The organism is Micromonospora sp. RP3T (assembly GCF_003027925.1).
GTDB lineage: Bacteria > Actinomycetota > Actinomycetes > Mycobacteriales > Micromonosporaceae > Micromonospora.
The window spans coordinates 112,452-127,411 of sequence record NZ_PYPS01000003.1 but is presented as its reverse complement, the minus strand read 5'-3'; the positions used below and the strand labels follow the sequence as shown (position 1 = coordinate 127,411).

At 73.3% G+C, this 14,960-nt stretch carries 13 protein-coding genes; 9 read left to right on the top strand and 4 right to left on the bottom strand.

Features of this window, described 5'->3' with window-relative positions; genetic code table 11:
- Positions 1 to 140 precede the first annotated feature (140 nt).
- The 6 genes from C8054_RS04005 to C8054_RS03980 all read left to right on the top strand — a co-directional run bounded on the left by C8054_RS04005 (position 141) and on the right by C8054_RS03980 (position 5,149).
- A complete protein-coding gene (locus C8054_RS04005) occupies positions 141 to 911 on the top strand; it encodes an N-acyl homoserine lactonase family protein (protein ID WP_107155338.1) in 771 nt (256 codons plus the stop codon).
- Entirely contained in the window at positions 904 to 1,872 is a 969-nt protein-coding gene (locus tag C8054_RS04000; protein ID WP_107155337.1) for an LLM class flavin-dependent oxidoreductase, read from the top strand. The genes C8054_RS04005 and C8054_RS04000 overlap by 8 nt, the downstream gene beginning before the upstream one ends.
- A 105-nt stretch (positions 1,873 to 1,977) precedes the next feature.
- Positions 1,978 to 3,072: an ABC transporter substrate-binding protein gene (locus tag C8054_RS03995; protein ID WP_158273801.1), complete on the top strand. Its 1,095-nt coding sequence runs from the start codon at positions 1,978 to 1,980 to the stop codon at positions 3,070 to 3,072.
- A complete protein-coding gene (locus C8054_RS03990; RefSeq protein ID WP_199199519.1) occupies positions 3,057 to 3,836 on the top strand; it encodes an ABC transporter ATP-binding protein in 780 nt (259 codons plus the stop codon). Before C8054_RS03995 ends, C8054_RS03990 begins: the two co-directional genes overlap by 16 nt.
- A gap of 3 nt (positions 3,837 to 3,839) precedes the next feature.
- Positions 3,840 to 4,664, top strand: a complete 825-nt coding sequence (locus C8054_RS03985) for an ABC transporter permease (RefSeq protein WP_107155335.1) — start codon at positions 3,840 to 3,842, stop codon at positions 4,662 to 4,664.
- A gap of 11 nt (positions 4,665 to 4,675) precedes the next feature.
- Positions 4,676 to 5,149, top strand: a complete 474-nt coding sequence (locus C8054_RS03980; protein WP_107155334.1) for a RidA family protein — start codon at positions 4,676 to 4,678, stop codon at positions 5,147 to 5,149.
- Between the two features lie 43 nt (positions 5,150 to 5,192).
- On the opposite strand, the gene C8054_RS03975 is transcribed toward C8054_RS03980, so the two are convergent.
- The 3 genes from C8054_RS03975 to C8054_RS03965 form a co-directional block, all read right to left on the bottom strand.
- Entirely contained in the window at positions 5,193 to 6,035 is an 843-nt protein-coding gene (locus C8054_RS03975; protein ID WP_107155333.1) for a hypothetical protein, read from the bottom strand.
- Positions 6,036 to 6,215: 180 nt separating this feature from the next.
- Positions 6,216 to 7,652: a hypothetical protein gene (locus C8054_RS03970; RefSeq protein ID WP_146179858.1), complete on the bottom strand. Its 1,437-nt coding sequence runs from the start codon at positions 7,650 to 7,652 to the stop codon at positions 6,216 to 6,218.
- A 637-nt stretch (positions 7,653 to 8,289) separates the two neighbouring features.
- On the bottom strand, positions 8,290 to 10,905 hold the full coding sequence (locus C8054_RS03965) for a CHAT domain-containing protein (protein ID WP_107155331.1): 2,616 nt from the start codon (positions 10,903 to 10,905) through the stop codon (positions 8,290 to 8,292).
- Positions 10,906 to 11,084: 179 nt separating this feature from the next.
- Between C8054_RS03965 and C8054_RS03960 the strand changes: the two genes are divergently transcribed.
- From C8054_RS03960 to C8054_RS03950, 3 genes are all read left to right on the top strand, one after another.
- Complete coding sequence (locus C8054_RS03960; RefSeq protein WP_233219485.1) at positions 11,085 to 12,395, top strand: S8/S53 family peptidase; 1,311 nt, start codon at positions 11,085 to 11,087, stop codon at positions 12,393 to 12,395.
- 130 nt (positions 12,396 to 12,525) lie between these two features.
- A complete protein-coding gene (locus C8054_RS03955) occupies positions 12,526 to 13,161 on the top strand; it encodes an RNA polymerase sigma factor (RefSeq protein WP_107155437.1) in 636 nt (211 codons plus the stop codon).
- Entirely contained in the window at positions 13,136 to 13,597 is a 462-nt protein-coding gene (locus C8054_RS03950) for a hypothetical protein (protein ID WP_107155329.1), read from the top strand. Before C8054_RS03955 ends, C8054_RS03950 begins: the two co-directional genes overlap by 26 nt.
- Positions 13,598 to 13,748: 151 nt before the next feature.
- On the opposite strand, the gene C8054_RS03945 is transcribed toward C8054_RS03950, so the two are convergent.
- Complete coding sequence (locus C8054_RS03945; protein WP_146179857.1) at positions 13,749 to 14,777, bottom strand: hypothetical protein; 1,029 nt, start codon at positions 14,775 to 14,777, stop codon at positions 13,749 to 13,751.
- Positions 14,778 to 14,960 lie beyond the last annotated feature (183 nt).

Here is a 14,960-nt window from a genome sequence, read left to right as displayed (position 1 = left end):
GGTCAAGGAGAGGAAATGGCGATCCGCCAGCGCTGGGCTTCGCTCTCACGCGCTGTTACGGTACCGCTCTCCGGAATGGTGTTCCACCAACCGGTCCGACGGTGAGCGATCGACGGGTGGCCCGTCGGGGCGGGAGGACGATGACATCGCAGATCGTGCCGGTACGGGTGGGCCGCGCCCCCGGCATCCGGCGGGCCGACCTGCTCTGGGGGCAGCACCCCGGGGAGACGGTGGAGAGCCCGCACATCATCTGGGTGATCCGGGACGACGACGGCGACGTCACGGTCCTGGACACCGGCTCGCCGGACGCGGAGTGGGTGACCCGGCACCACCGGCCGTTCGAGCGCACCGCCGAGGAGGAACCGGCCGCCGCGCTCGCCGCCGCCGGTGTCGACCCGGCCGCGGTCCGGACGGTCGTGCTCAGCCACCTGCACTACGACCACTGCGGCAACAACCACCTGTTCCCGAACGCGGAGTTCGTGGTGCAGCGCAGCGAGGTCGCGTACGCCATCGCGCCGTACCCGGTGCACCAGGCCGCCTACGAGGCGCCGGCGCTCGGCTTCACCCCCCGCTGGCTGGCCACCATGGACCGGACCCGGCTGATCGAGGGCGACGTCACGCTCCGTCCCGGCCTGCGGTTGCTGCACATCCCGGGGCACACGCCCGGCATGACCGCCCTGGTGGTGGACACCGCCGCCGGCCGGTACGCCCTCGCCGGGGACCACTGCGCCCAGTTCGAGAACTGGCGGGGCGCCGGGCCCTACCGGGTGGTCCCGTCCCGGACCCACGTGAACCTGGCGGACTACTACCGGTCCTTCGACCGGTTGGCCGAACACGCCGACGTGGTGCTCCCCGGCCACGACATGCGGGTGTTCGACCGGGCCGGCTACCCGGCGGTGGACCGTGGCTAGGCTCCGGCTCGGGGTCCGGCTGCCCGAGGGCGGGTCGGACGTGCGCCGCACCGTCGCCCAGGCGGTCGCCGCCGAGGCGATGGGGTACGACTCGGTCTGGCTCGGCGAGCACCACGGCTACCCCACCTACTGGCCCTCGCCGCAGCTGGTGCTGGCCGCGGTCGCGGCCCGGACCGAGCGGGTCCGGCTCGGCACGAACATCCTGATCCTGCCGCTGGCCGACCCGGTCCGGCTGGCCGGGGAGTTCGCGCTGCTGAGCAACCTCAGCGAGGGCCGGGCGGTGCTCGGCGCGGGCATCGGCTGGGACGAACCGGAGTTCGCCGCGCTGGGCGCCAACGCCCGCCGGCGGGGCGCCGTCACCGACCGCCACCTGGCCCTGATGGACCGGCTCTGGCACCAGGAGTCCGTCTCCTACCGGGACGACGACCGCACCCTGGCCGACTTCACGCTCTCCCCCCGTCCCGCCTGGCCGGTCCCGGTCTGGGTCGGCGGCCGGTCGGTCGCCGCGATGCGCCGGGCGGCCCGCCACGGCGAGGCCTGGTTCCCGGACGCGGCGCTCACCGTGGACGAGGTCGTCCGGGGCTTCACGACAGTGGACCAGCACCGGGCCGCCTCGGGTCGGCCACCGGCCGCGTTCCGGCCCCTGGTCCGACACGTGGTGCTGGGCGAGACGGACGCGCGGGCCCGGCGGGACGCCGAGGAGTACCTGCGCGTCTCGCACGAACTGCACCTGCTGCGCGGCAATCCCATGGTGACCCAGGCCAGCGTCGGTGACTTCGCGAGCCGGCTGGCCGACCGGTACGTGGTGGGTGATCTCGCCACCTGCGTCGACTGGGTGCGACGACTGGAGACCGAGGTGGGGGTGACCGATCTGGTGGTCAAGTTCGCCGGTCGGATCAGCGGCGACGACGCGCTGGCACAGATGGCCGACTTTGCCGCCGCCGTCCGGGCGATGTCTTGACAGCGATCCCGACCACTCCTAGCTTCATCGTCTATAGAAACAATGTTCCACCAAACGGAACATCACAGTCGGGGGCCCATCCGGAACGGTCGTGGAGGTAGTCGGATGATCAGAAAGCGGTTGTTCCTCGCCGGCGTGCTCGCCGTGGCGCTCTCCGCCACCGGGTGCGGCGACGACGGCGCGGGCGGCGGCGCCGACGCGAACGGAGTCAGCAAGGTCCGCTACGTCTACTGCGCCGAGACGCTCGCCGCCAGCGGTGCCCCGTTCTGGATCGGCGAGAAGCTCGGCTACTTCGCCGAGGAGAAGATCTCCCTCGAGATGCTGCCCGTCGCCGGTGGCACCGGCGCCTGCCTGCAACTGCTCGCCGCCGGCCAGGCCGACATCTCCGCGCCCAGCCCGGACGTGCTGGTGCAGGCCGCCGCGGACGGGCGCAACCTGGATCTGCGGTACTTCTACGAGGTCGCGCCGAAGTTCCTCTTCGACGCGACGGTCCTGCCGGACAGCCCGGTCCGGTCCTTCGCCGACCTGAAGGACGCCACCATCGGCCTGGCCTCCCTGGGCGGCAGTTTCGAACTCTTCGCCAAGGCCGGCCTGCGCGCCGCCGGCGTCGACCCCGCCTCGGTCGACTTCGTCGCCGTCGGCACCGAGGCGGCGGCGGCCGAGTCGCTCAAGAAGGGCGACATCGACGCGCTGGTCATCAACGACGTCCGGTACGCCGCGCTGGAGGCCGCCGGATACCAGTTCCGCTACCTGGACAAGCCCGGCGTGACCGCGGACCTCTTCGGCGCCGGGCTGCTGGCCCGCAACGCCTGGCTGACCGAGAACCCCGAGGCGGCGGCGGGATACGCCCGCGCCTACACCAAGTCCGTGCTCTTCGCCAAGGCGAACCCGGAGGCGGCCATCCGCATCCACTGGGAGCAGTACCCGCAGTTCGCCCCCACCGGCGACCGGGCCAAGGCCATGCAGGCCGCGCTTCCGGTGCTCAAACGCCGGATCGACGTGATCGAGGACGACGGCTCGGCGGAGAAGCCGTACGGCCAGTTCACCGCGGAGTCGTGGCAGGCGTACGTCCAGTTCCTCGGCGTCCAGGACAAGGTCAAGGACGTCTCGGCGTTCTACACCAACGACGTGGCCGCCAAGATCGGCGCGATCGACGCGGCGGCGGTCCAGGCGAAGGCGACGTCGTGGCCGACCTCGTGACCCGGACGCCGGTGGTGTCGGCCCGGGGCCTGTCCAAGGTGTACGGCACCCGGACCGGCACCCCGGTCGTCGCCTTGGCGGACGTGTCGTTCGACGTGGCCGAGGGGGAGTTCGTCTCCATCCTCGGCCCGTCCGGGTGCGGCAAGTCGACCCTCCTGCGCATCGTCGCCGGCCTGACCGGCGAGACCGGGGGCACGGTGGACATCAACGCCGCCGGCGCCGGACCGGGAACCGACGTGGGCCTGATGTTCCAGCAGGCGGTGCTGCTGCCGTGGCGGACCGTCGAACAGAACGTCGCCCTGCCCGGGATCGTGGCCGGCCGCCGGTTCCGGGACGTCCGGCCCCGGGCCCGGGCCCTGATCGAGATGGTCGGGCTGGACGGATTCGCCGAGAAGTACCCCGGCGAACTCTCCGGCGGCATGCAGCAACGGGCCGCGCTGGCCCGCTCGCTGTTGCAGGATCCCCGGCTGCTGCTGCTCGACGAGCCGTTCGGGGCGCTGGACGCGATGACCCGGGACCAGATGAACCTCGAGGTGGAGCGCGTCCGGCAGCAGACCGGCAAGACCATCCTGCTGGTCACGCACAGCATCGCCGAGGCGGTGTTCCTCTCCGACCGGATCATCGTGATGACCGGACGCCCCGGCACGATCCGCGAGATCGTCGACGTCACCCTGCCCCGGCCGCGCGAACTCGAGGTCACCGGCTCGGCGGACTTCGGCGCGTACACCAACCAGATCCGTCAGCTTCTCGACCGACCGGAGTGACGCATGGCAGTGTCGGAGAAAGTCCTGTCCGCCCGCAAACTCCCCGGCGGCGCGGAGCCGGCCGAGCGCCGCCTCACCGCGCGACTCTGGTTCCCGGTGTCCCTGGTGCTGATCATCGTCGGCTGGGAGGTCGCGGTCCGGGTCACCCAGGTCAACTCGGTGCTCGTCCCCACCCCGCTCAGCGTCGTGCAGTCGCTCTGGCGCGGGCTCGCGCAGACCGGCCCGGCCAGTTTCTACCCGCACTTCTGGCGCACGCTCCAGGAGGTGCTGCTCGGGTTCGGCGGGGGCGTCGTCATCGGCCTCCTGCTGGGCGGCCTGGTCGCCATCTCCCCCACCGCGCAGGCGATCATCCGCCCGTACATCGTCATGATCGAGGCGGTACCGAAGATCGCGATCGCCCCGCTGATGGTGGTCTGGCTGGGCTTCGGCATCGAGTCGAAGGTCGCGCTGGCGGTCCTCGTCACGTTCTTTCCGATCTTCGTGAACACCGTGTCGGGGATGCGTTCGGTGCCGGCCGAGCGGCTCGAACTCATGCGCTCGCTCCGCGCGGGCCGGGCGCTCACCATCCGCCTGGTGATCGTGCCCAGCGCCCTGCCGTTCATCTTCGCCGGCCTGGAGATCGCCGCGGTCTACGCGGTCATCGCCGCGATCGTCAGCGAGTTCGTCAGCGGCCAGATGGGGCTGGGCGTGCTGATCCTCCAGGCCAACTTCCGGCTCGACATCGCCACCGTCTTCGCGATCCTCATCCTGCTCGGGCTGATGGGCATCGGCATGACGAAGCTGATCGAGCTGGCCCGCAAACGCATCGTCTTCTGGGACGGGAACTGAGGAGCAGCGACATGGAGATCGAGAAGAAGATCGCGGAGCTGGGCCTGGAGCTGCCGGTGCTGCCGGAGAAGCCGGGCACCCGCCGGGTCCGCGCGGTCCGCACCGGCAACCTCGTGTACCTCGCCGGCCACGGTCCGTTCCACGAGGGGGGCTACCCCTTCAAGGGCCCGGTCGGCGTGGCCATCGGCGTCGCCGAGGCGCGGGCGGCGACCCGCTACAACGCGCTCGCGCTGCTCTCCTCGCTGCGCCAGGAGATCGGTGACCTGGACGACGTGGTCCGGATCGTCAAGATCAACGCGTACGTCTACGGCGAACCCGGCTTCAACAAGCCGTCGGTGGTCGCCGAGGGCTGCTCGGACCTGCTCATGGACCTCTACGGCGAGCGCGGGCGGCACGCCCGGTCGGCGGTCACCGTCGCCGCGCTGACGCTGGACATCTGCTGCGAGACGGAGATGATCGTCGAGGTGCGCCCGCCGCAGGCATGACCGTGGTCGAGGGGAGGCAGCCCGGTCCGTGGCGGACGTCGGGTCAGTGCGGCAGCTCGGCGGCGCAGCAGGCCTCACCGTCGGCGGCGAGCAGGCCCGCGAAGTCCGCACACTTGATCTTGAAGCGGCCGTGCTGGCCCCAGCCGCTCCCCCACGAGTTCTGGAACAGGTACGCCTGCTCGGAGTCCAGCCGGTCCAGCATCACGTAGCAGTGCCCGCCGGCCACCCTGCCGGTCGGCCGCACGTAGCCGTCGGCGTCCGGGTGGAACATGTCGTCCGTCCAGTTGGTGCCGACCACCACCGAGCCCTGGGTGTCGATCCACTGGTCGATCTCGGCCAGCGAGTCGGCGAACGCGAACGCCGCGAGCCGGCCCCGGTCGCGCAGCGCCAGCGCCCCGGACCGGACGGTCGAGCCGTTCTCCGCCCGCGGCTCGCCGTCGATCACCTTGCACTCGTAGTACAACGCGTGCGCGTCGGCGTTCTGGAACTCCCCCGGCACCGGCGTGGCGTCCACCCAACCCGTCCAGCCGAAGCCCACACAGTGCCCGGTGTCGCCCTGGTCCAACTGGATCGGCAGCTGCCAGGCCGGGGCCGCGTCACCGGCCGGCGTCGGGCCCGGCGCGGGTGGGGTCCCGCCGGCCTGCTTCTTCAGCCAGCGCCAGAAGACCAGGTACGCCCGCCAGTCGGTGAAGTAGGTGGTCTCGCTCAGCACCTGCTCGATGGTCCGCTGCCGGATCTCCTCCGGCGGCTCGGCGATCTCCATGAGCCGCGGCAGCGACCAGTCCCGCGGGTCCGGCCGGTACACCCGGCCCAGCAGACGGGGGCCGATCACCTCGCTCGCGCTGCGGTCCGGTGGGTCCTGCGCCAACCGCCGGTTCAGCTCCATGACGGCCTCCCTCTCCGAGCAACCTCCAGCAGGGGTGTCCAGCTCCCACGATGCGCCCCGGCCGGCGGCCGGCACAGTCCGGTTACCGACTGCCGGCCACGGAATCCGCGGGCCGGGTGGGCTCGGGCAACGGCTACCGTCGCGTGCCCCGCACCACCGCATGCACGACTGGCGGCCTCGTCATCGGTCCAGACTGCCCGGCTGGCCGCTCAACGCGTGATCGTCGGCCGGGGAGGGCTCGGCCGTCGTCTGCCATACGCTGTCGGCCACGGACATCGCTTCGTGTATGGCGGCGGTGTAGGTCCAGGCGGTACGACGACGCGCGGACCAGCCCTGCCATCTCCCCCAGCCGTACTGAGGCAGATGCACCAGGATCAACGTTCCGTCAGCGACGGGCCACTTGGCCAGCTCGGCGAAAAGCGGATAGTCGCGCACTTCCCGCAGAAATCGATCTACCGCGGCATGCAGGACAGCTTTCCTCCGCCGCGGGCCGAGAACGAGGACCACGCGGCCATGAGGCAGGGCACTGGCGATCATCCTGAGTTCGCTGCGCAAGCCGTCACGCAGCTCGTCGGGAGTTGCGGACACGACCACCGCGTGCGCCTCCATCGCCCACGTCGTCACCTGCTCAAGCCAGCCCTCATGGGGCAGGCGAGTCTTGGCTGCGCCAAGCTTGGAGAACCTGACATTCGGCTGGTCCACGGCGATGACTGGCCCGAACGGGAACAGCGCCCGGGCGAGTATCTCCTCGAACCGACCGCGTCGGACCGGGTTCAGCCATCCCGTCGACACCTGCCACATGCCGCTGCGGCTCAGCGCGGAGATGGGCAGCTTCTGCCGGTCGTCGCCGAAATTACGCAGGTAGAGGATGGGCTTGCGGTGGTCCGCGTCGATCACCTCGTGTGCGTTGCGCATCCGCAGCCGCCGCGCGAGCCGGTCGCAAGAGATGGCCAGAGCCACCATGAGCGCCAAGAGGCCGACAAAGAGCAACCGAGCAAAGTCCTCCGGCAGATGTGCGGCAGGCGCGTGCACGATGATCCCCAGGACCATGAGTACGAGGATCCCGAGCACCGGCAGGGTGGACAAGGCCACCGTCAGCAGCACTGCTGCCACCGCCCCGGCGAGGCGCCGCGGCGAGGTACGCGCGATCCGAAGCCGCTGCCGGATCGGGATCGGCCGCCCGGTTGCCGGGTGCCGGCAGCCGACATGAATCCCGACGGCTATCGCACCGAGCAGCATGAACGCACCGAGGCGCGCGACGAGCGCCACCGGGCCGTCCTGATGGTTCAGTAGTGCGCTGAGAAGAAACAGTGCCGCCAGCACCGCGACCATGTGGGCGGACCGCTGGCCGCGGTGCCGCCACCTCAGGGCTCGAGCCTTTCCATCGACAGCGATCAGACGACCGTCGGCTGGGCCCGGGTCAAACCTCGGCCTTATGACCCACCCGATGAACGTCACCACTCCGATGATCATGATCCACCCCGCCAGCACCGCCGAAACAATCTTGGTGAAAGCGGGCACCAAGGACGTGACCAGCGGCTCGCCAGGCAGTTCGGCCGCGATGGCCCGCGCGGGCGGGCCAGTCAACGGCGCACAGTTTGCGAACACCTCGGTCACGCACCGAAGTGTGAGTTGGGTCAGGTACGAGCCTTGCACCCATCTGCGGACTGCTCCATGGTCACCGAACGGAAACACCACGTCCGCACCGCCGAGATAGCTCTCTACGCCGGAGGTGCGACCCATCCGAAGCCGATCGGCGAACGTCTGATCAGCAAGGTAGCGCGCAACGTCCTCGGGGCAGGCCCACCAGACCAGGGCGAACAGTCGCCCGTCATCTCCCGTCCAGGACCGCCCGACTCCTCGGGCACAGACTCCCATCTCGGTGTCGATTGCGGGAGAAACCCCGGGGCTGCCATCCTCCGTCCAGTTCCCGGGGATGTGGTGGTTCGGCGTAAAGCTCACGAAGATCGCCGGAGCCGGAGCCGGAGCAACCGACGCGGCGGACGCGGCGGACGCGGGCGCTGTGCCGCTCAACGGGACAGCAGCGACCGCGCACGCGAAGACGGCGGCCACGAGCGATGGCAGCCAGGACCGATGCATCACCCAATCCTCAAGATTGAGATGCAGCGGTGAAGGGGAGTGTCGGATAGTTGCCCGAGCCCGTCTCGCCACGGGGCGGCGACGATCGGTCGGCGCAGCCGACGACGCACGCTGCGGCTGACCACGGCGGGCCGAGCGACCGTTCCCGCCCCGATCAGCCGGCGCCGAAGCAGACGAACGCCGCCGCGGTGGCCCGGGCGGGACCGTCGCCTGCCGCACCGAACATCCGCTGCGCGTCGGCGAGGGCTCGCGCCGGGCCGGCACCCGCCCGCATCCGCGCGTGCAGGTCCAGCATCAGTGCCGTGGTGGGCTCGGCCGGCACGGGCAGCACGGTCGCGATCAGGCACCGGGTGCCGAGCGCCAGGAGCACCGCGGTGAACCCCATGACCTCGTCGCCGGGGCGCAGCCCGGTCAGGCCGGAGTCGCAGGCGGAGAGCACCACGCAGCCGGGCGGCCGGGCGACCGCCTCCCACTCGTGGGCGAACAGCGGCCCGTCGGCCAGTTCCAGGGTGGAGAACTGCGGGTTGTCCGCGCGGAACGTGCCATGGGCGGCGATGTGCACCAGCCCCGCCCCGTCCAGCGCGGCGGTCAACGCCGCGGCGGTGGCGTCGGACCCGGTGAGCCGCCGTGCCCCGGGCAGGACCTGGGCGAGCCGGCACACCTCGAGGTGCCCGGCCGGCAGGCGCGGGCCGGCGGCCAGGACCGGCGGCCCGGTCGGCAGCTCCCGCCGGTCCGCGCCGAGCCAGGCGGTGGCCGAGGGGGCGACGGTCACCGGACGCCCCGCGCAGGTGGGCAGCGCCGACCAGGGCACCGCGTGCAGCGCCCCGACCGGGACGATCACCAGGGACCGGTCGGCCAGCCGCGACCGCAGCGGGGCGAACAGCAGCCGGTCCAGGGCGGTCGCGGCGTGGCCGGCCCCCGCCCGCGCGGCGGCCTCGTCGCCGGTGGTGACCAGCCGGCGCAGGGCGAACCGGTGCCGGCGGGCCAGGTCCACAGCGGCGGCGAGCGGGCCCAGGTCGTGCAGGCTCGCCCGGCCGTCGCGGACCAGCACCGCCCGGATCCGGTCGCCGTGGGCCACCAGCTCGACCAGCACCCGGGAGCCGAGCCGCGCGGCCAGCGCGCCCACCCCCGGCGGGGCCAGCACGACGCCCCCACCGGGCACCCGCCGGGCCAGGTCCCGGATGCGCTGCTCCAGCCGGGCCTGCCGGCCGCGCAGGGCGGTTGCCGGACGGCCGGCCAGCACCTCGTTCTCGAGCAGGCCACTGACCAGTCGGAGTTCAGCGAGCGCCGCCACCAGGTCGGGGTCGGCCGGGGGCCGGGCCGGCCGGGCCCGCAGCGCATTGGCCCGCCACCGCTCCGCCCACGCCAGGACCCGCGCCGGCGCGCCCGCCCGGACCGCGATGTCGAGGCCCTCGGCCGCCAGTTCCTGACCGTACGCTCCGCTGTGGGCACGCAGCTCCGTGGCGCCGAGCGACATGCGGTGCCGGTCCAGCACGGCCAGCCCGCGGCGCAGCGCCCGGGCGGCCCCGGGCTCGTCCCCGCCGAGCCGGCGTGACAGGGCCACGGCGTACCAGCCCTGCGCCCGCCGGTCGGCGGTGCCCCGACGGCGGGCCCGGGCGGCCACCGCCAGCAGGTTCCGGGCCCGGCCCGGCCGCCCCAGTGCGGCGGCCACCAGGCCGGCCTCGATCCGGGTGGTCAGCGCCGGACCCGGCCACCCGGCGGCGTCGAGCTGGTCGGCGGTACGCGCCATGGCGGTGAGCAGGGGCGCCGAGCGGGTGCCGCGACGGTACTCGGCGCGCAGCTCGACGTGCCGGGCGAAGACGGCCCAGGTGGGCCGGCCCTGGCGACGGAACCGGGCCCGGGCCGCGGCGGCGGCCTCGGTCGCGGTGTCCAGGTCCGCGGCGAGCAGCGCCGCGCGGGCCCGGGCCAGCAGCGCCTCGGCGAGGTCGGAGGCCATGCCCCGGCGTCCCAGTTCCCGGACGGCCGCTGTCGCGACCACCACCGCCTCGTCGACCAGCGGCACCGACAGCAGCAGCTCGACGCGGTCCAGCAGCAGCGCCGGCCGGGGTACAGCGAGCCGCCGGTACTCCTCGTCGACGGTGGCGAAGCAGCGCAGCGCGCCGGCGATGTCGCCACGCTGGCCGGCCGCGATGCCGCGGTTCCATCGGGCGTCGGCCGCGGCGAGGTCCAGGCCCAGCCGTTGGAAGGCGGCGGCCGCGCGGGACAGGTCGTCGTCGGTGCCGCCGGCGGCGCCCCGGTGGGCGTTGAGCAGCCCTCGGTTGTTGCGCGCCCGCGCCTCCAGCAACAGGTCACCCTCACGCAGGGCGATGTCGACGGCCAGGCCGTAGTCGCGTACCGCCTCGTCGTAGCGACCCCGGTAGTGCAGCACCACGCCCCGCTGCATCCGGGCCCGTCCCGCGTCGGCGCCGACGAGTTGCGGCAGCGCGGCGGTCACCGCGCGCAGCGCCGCGGCGGTCTGCCCGGCGTTGGCCAACACGTAGCCCAGGCTCATCCGGGCCAATGCCCGGGTCCGGGGCGTGCCGGCGGCCCGGACCGCCCGGCGCAGGTGGCGCAGCGCGCCGGGCAGGTCGTTGAGCTCCCGCAGGGCCAGACCGACGGCCCGCTCGGCGGTGGAGCGCTCGTCGGCCCCGGCCGCAGGTCCGGCGGCCAGCACCCGCTGGGCGATCGCGATCGCCTCGCGCGGGTAGCGCTGGACGGCGTCGAGCGCCGCCTGGGCCGTGCCGGCACCGGAACCGGTGCTGTCGGGCATGCCCAAAGAGTCCCCGAACCAATGCCCAACCGTCAATGTCTGCGCGGGCCTGTCGGGAATCCGCACCAGCCCTTAACGTCATTGACATCCGCCTATGCTTTGGAAGAATCGACGGCACCCGGGAAACGTGGCTCACGCCGGCCATTGGCGGACGCTTCTGCCGACCGCATGGAGGACCCGTGTCGCCTGACCATCCCGCCGCGCCGCGCCCGGCCGGCCAACTGTCCCGACGGCGGCTACTGGCCGCGTCCGCGCTGGCCGCCGCGGCGTCGTTCGCCGCCGGGTCCGGTGCCGCCCCGGCCCGCGCCGACGGCGCGGACGACGCCGCCTACCAGCGCGCCTTCGACGAGGCGCTGGCCGCCGACAAGAACGTCCGCCGGCACACCACGCCGGGCCGGGAGTTCCTCTACCGGCCACGGCAGCTGCTCACCGCCGACGCCGACGCCCAGCGGGTCACCGCCCGGCTGCGTGCCCTCGGCCACGTGGTGGTCGCGGGCGACGGCTTCGCCGGGGTCACCCGGCTGCTCTTCGACCGGGAGACCGACGTCCCCACGCTCGTGACCAAGCTGCGCGACCCCCAGCAGTGGCCGGGGCAGCCGGCGCCGAAGGTGCAGCCGCACCACGTGCTGCTGGGCCTCGGCAACATCATGGGCAACCCGGGCGGTCCGCCCGCAACGGTCGCCGCGCTGTCGCCGCCCGACCCGGCCCGGCTGGGTGAGGGCGCCGGAGTGACGGTCGGGATCTGCGACACCGGCATCTGGCGGCAGGCCGGCGGCTACCACCCGCAGTGGCTCGGCGGGGCGTACCTGCCGGAGGTCGACGACGAGGACCCGCTCTACGTGCACACCGACGTGCTCGCCCCGCAGGGCGGGCACGGCACCTTCGTCGCCGGAGTGGTGCGGCAGGCCGCGCCGGGGGTCCGGGTCGACCCGGAGCAGGCACTGACCGCCACCGGCGTCGGCGACGAGGCGTCGGTGGTGGCCGCGACGGCCCGACTCGCGCCGGCGGTGTCCGTGGTCAACCTGTCCCTGGGCGGGTTCACCCAGGACGACCAGCCGTCGCTGCCCCTGGCCAACGCGGTGGCCGCGCTACCCGCGACGAGCGCCGTGGTCGCGGCGGCGGGCAACGCCGGCACCAGCCGGCCGACCTGGCCCGCCGCGCTGGGCCGGGTCGTCGCGGTGGCGGCGGTCAGCCAGGGCGCCGGTGGCGTGGCACCGGCCACCTACAGCGGGTACGGGCCATGGGTCGACGTCTGCGCGGTCGGCGAGCGCCACAGCACGTACGTCGAGGGGCAATTGCCGCTGCCGGGCCGGCCGACGCGGGTGTTCCACGGCTTCGCCGCCTGGGCGGGCACCTCGTTCGCCACGGCGCACGTCTCCGGTCGGCTCGCCGCGCTGATGACCGCCGGCGGCCTGAGCGCCGACGCGGCCCGGCTGACGCTGCTCGCCGCGCCGCGCTGGCACCCCGACTACGGCGTACTCGTCGGATGAGCGCGCGGGACGCGAACGAACCAGCAGCACCGGGCGGTGGCCCCGGCCGGCGGCGGGCGCGGCGAGGCGGCGGGAACGAGCGGTCGCGGGCGGCGGAGCGGTGCCGCGCCGGCCGACGGACGGCGTCGCCGTGACCGACCCGAGCACGACCGGCCTGGTGGCCGCCGCGGCCGGCGGGGACGAGTCGGCGTGGGTGGAGCTGGTCCACCGGTACACCCCGCTCGTCTACTCGGTGATCCGGTCGTACGACCTGAGCCGCGCCGACGCCGCCGACGTCAACCAGACCGTCTGGTTGCGTCTCGTCGAGCAGCTGAGCCGGGTACGCGATCCGCAGGCCCTCGCCTCCTGGTTGGCGACCACGGCCCGACGCGAGTGCTACCGCCTGTCCCGCCTCGGCCGTCGCACCCAGCTCTTCGACCCGTACGACGACGCGCTGGACGCGTACCATGGCTTCTCCCGCACGACGGACGTGGCGGCCCCGGACGAGGAGCTGCTCCGCGCGGAGCGGCGGCAGGCACTGCGGGAGGGCTTCGCGCAGTTGCCGCCGCGCTGCCAGCAGCTGCTGGCCCTGTTGACCGCCGACCCGCCGGCCAGCTACCGGGAGGTCGCCGAACGGCTGAGCGTGCCCGTCGGCAGCATCGGGCCGACCCAGGCCCGGTGCCTGCGCCGGCTACGGGACTGCCCGGCGCTCGCCCCGTTCCTCGGCACGACCGCGACCCGGACGAACGGAGGTGAGCGCGATGGAGCCGTTGCCGCCGGCCGATGACGCGGCCCTGACCGCCGAGCTGGGTGCGGCGCTGCGGGAATCCGGGTCGGTCCCGGAGGAGTTCCTGACCGCCGCGCGGGCGGCGTTCGCCTGGCGAGACGTCGACCAGGAGGTGGCGCTCGCCGAGCTGATGTTCGACTCGGCGTGCGACACGGCCCCGGCGCTGACCCGGTCGGCCGGGTCGACGCGCACGCTGTCGTTCCGCAGTGCCGTGGTGGCGCTGGAGATCGAGGTGTCCGACGCCGGCATCGTCGGTCAGCTCTCCCCGCCCCGGGGTGGGCGGGTGTCCGCGCAGACCGCCTCGGGCACGTACGCGGAGGCGCCGGTCGACGCGGTCGGCTTCTTCTCGCTGGGCGCTCCCCCGCCCGGCCCGGTCCGGCTGCGCGCCCACACCGGCGGCTACGTGGTGGCCACCACCTGGGTCTCGCTGCGCTGACCCACCGCCGGCGCCGCCGCCAACAACCGCGACGGCTCCGCGACCGGCCCCGTCGCCCGGAACGGCGGCGCTCGCCGGGACACCCGGACCGTCCCGGCGAGCGCGCGGGGGCCGCGGGTGCCCAGGCCCGCGACCCCCGCCGGTGGCCGGGCTACTGCCGCCCGACGCCGATCAGGTACTCCACCCCACCGAGGTCGGTCCGTTCCGCCCCGCTCGTGTCCGGGCCGAACTGGGTCACGTCGAGCGTGAACTCCTTGTCCGAGGGGACCGCGGCCGCGAAGGTGAGGGAGAACTCGACCCGCTCACCCGGTTCCAGCAGCAGGTTGCCGAGGCTGGCCTTCGCCGGTTCGACGACCTCCAGTTGGTTCTTGCCGACCTCACGTACGCCGGTGCCGACCTTGCCGCCGGCCTGCCACCGCTCGAACAGAGTCGGCCCGAGGTCGACGACGACCCGGCCGCCGATGTCCTGGATCGGCTCCCCCGGCTGCGTGAAGACCAGGTCGTTCCTGGTCGGCACCCGGAGCGAGTTGCCGATGGCGAACGGCCGTACGACCGGCGTCCCGCCCGCGACGAGCCGCACCGAGTCGACGTTGCGCCAGGCGATGTTGTTGTTGTTCCGGGTGTTGGTGCTGATGTCCGGCCCTTCGAAGGTCATCGGGTCGGTGGCGGACACCCATCTGGCCAGCAGGCAGAAGTGACCCGGTCCGGGCACTCCGGTCCACGGGATCGTCACGGTCGTGGTGCCGGCGAAGGCGGTCACGCTCATCGCGCCGATCTGGGTCCAGTGCGTCGGCCAGACGGCACCGCCACCCGGCGTCGTCCGGTAGACCCGCAGCACGCCGCTGCTGGTGCCGGTGCCGTACGGGCCGGGGTTACGCAGCTTGACGAAGAGGTAGTTGGTGACGCCGACGATCGGGTTCTGGCTGACGGCGCACTCGACGGCGGTCGGGCAGACCTTGATGTCGGGGCTGGCCCACAGCGGGTTGTACGAGTGGGGCTGGACGCCGACGTCGGCGGCGACGTCCCGGATGTAGACGTCGGTGCGGGCCGCCGCCGCCTTGTCCTGCCGCGCCTCGACCGGCGCGGCGGCGGCCGTGGTGACCGCCAGCAGGGCGGCCAGCGCGGTGCCGGTGAGCACGGCCAGCGCCGAGCGACGGACACGTCTTCCTACGTTGCCCATGACAGGCTTCTCCCATCGTCGAGGGACCGCCGACCCGGCGTTGTCGCCTACCCGGCCGACGCGGTGACGTTGTTCAGGAGCGCGGGGCGGCGCGTTTGATACGTCCGGCGGGACCGGTCACCGTCAGATGGAGCAAAGAGCGACGGATCAGACGAATGTCGAACGCCTGCCGGCCCTGCCCGC

Bases quoted from the DNA above. Each gene is read 5' to 3' on its own strand.
- C8054_RS04005 (WP_107155338.1), top strand. From the start codon at position 141: ATGACATCGCAGATCGTGCCGGTACGGGTGGGCCGCGCCCCCGGCATC.
- C8054_RS03995 (WP_158273801.1), top strand. From the start codon at position 1,978: ATGATCAGAAAGCGGTTGTTCCTCGCCGGCGTGCTCGCCGTGGCGCTC.
- C8054_RS03985 (WP_107155335.1), top strand. From the start codon at position 3,840: ATGGCAGTGTCGGAGAAAGTCCTGTCCGCCCGCAAACTCCCCGGCGGC.
- C8054_RS03980 (WP_107155334.1), top strand. From the start codon at position 4,676: ATGGAGATCGAGAAGAAGATCGCGGAGCTGGGCCTGGAGCTGCCGGTG.
- C8054_RS03975 (WP_107155333.1), bottom strand. From the start codon at position 6,035: ATGGAGCTGAACCGGCGGTTGGCGCAGGACCCACCGGACCGCAGCGCG.
- C8054_RS03965 (WP_107155331.1), bottom strand. From the start codon at position 10,905: ATGCCCGACAGCACCGGTTCCGGTGCCGGCACGGCCCAGGCGGCGCTC.
- C8054_RS03950 (WP_107155329.1), top strand. From the start codon at position 13,136: ATGGAGCCGTTGCCGCCGGCCGATGACGCGGCCCTGACCGCCGAGCTG.
- C8054_RS03945 (WP_146179857.1), bottom strand. From the start codon at position 14,777: ATGGGCAACGTAGGAAGACGTGTCCGTCGCTCGGCGCTGGCCGTGCTC.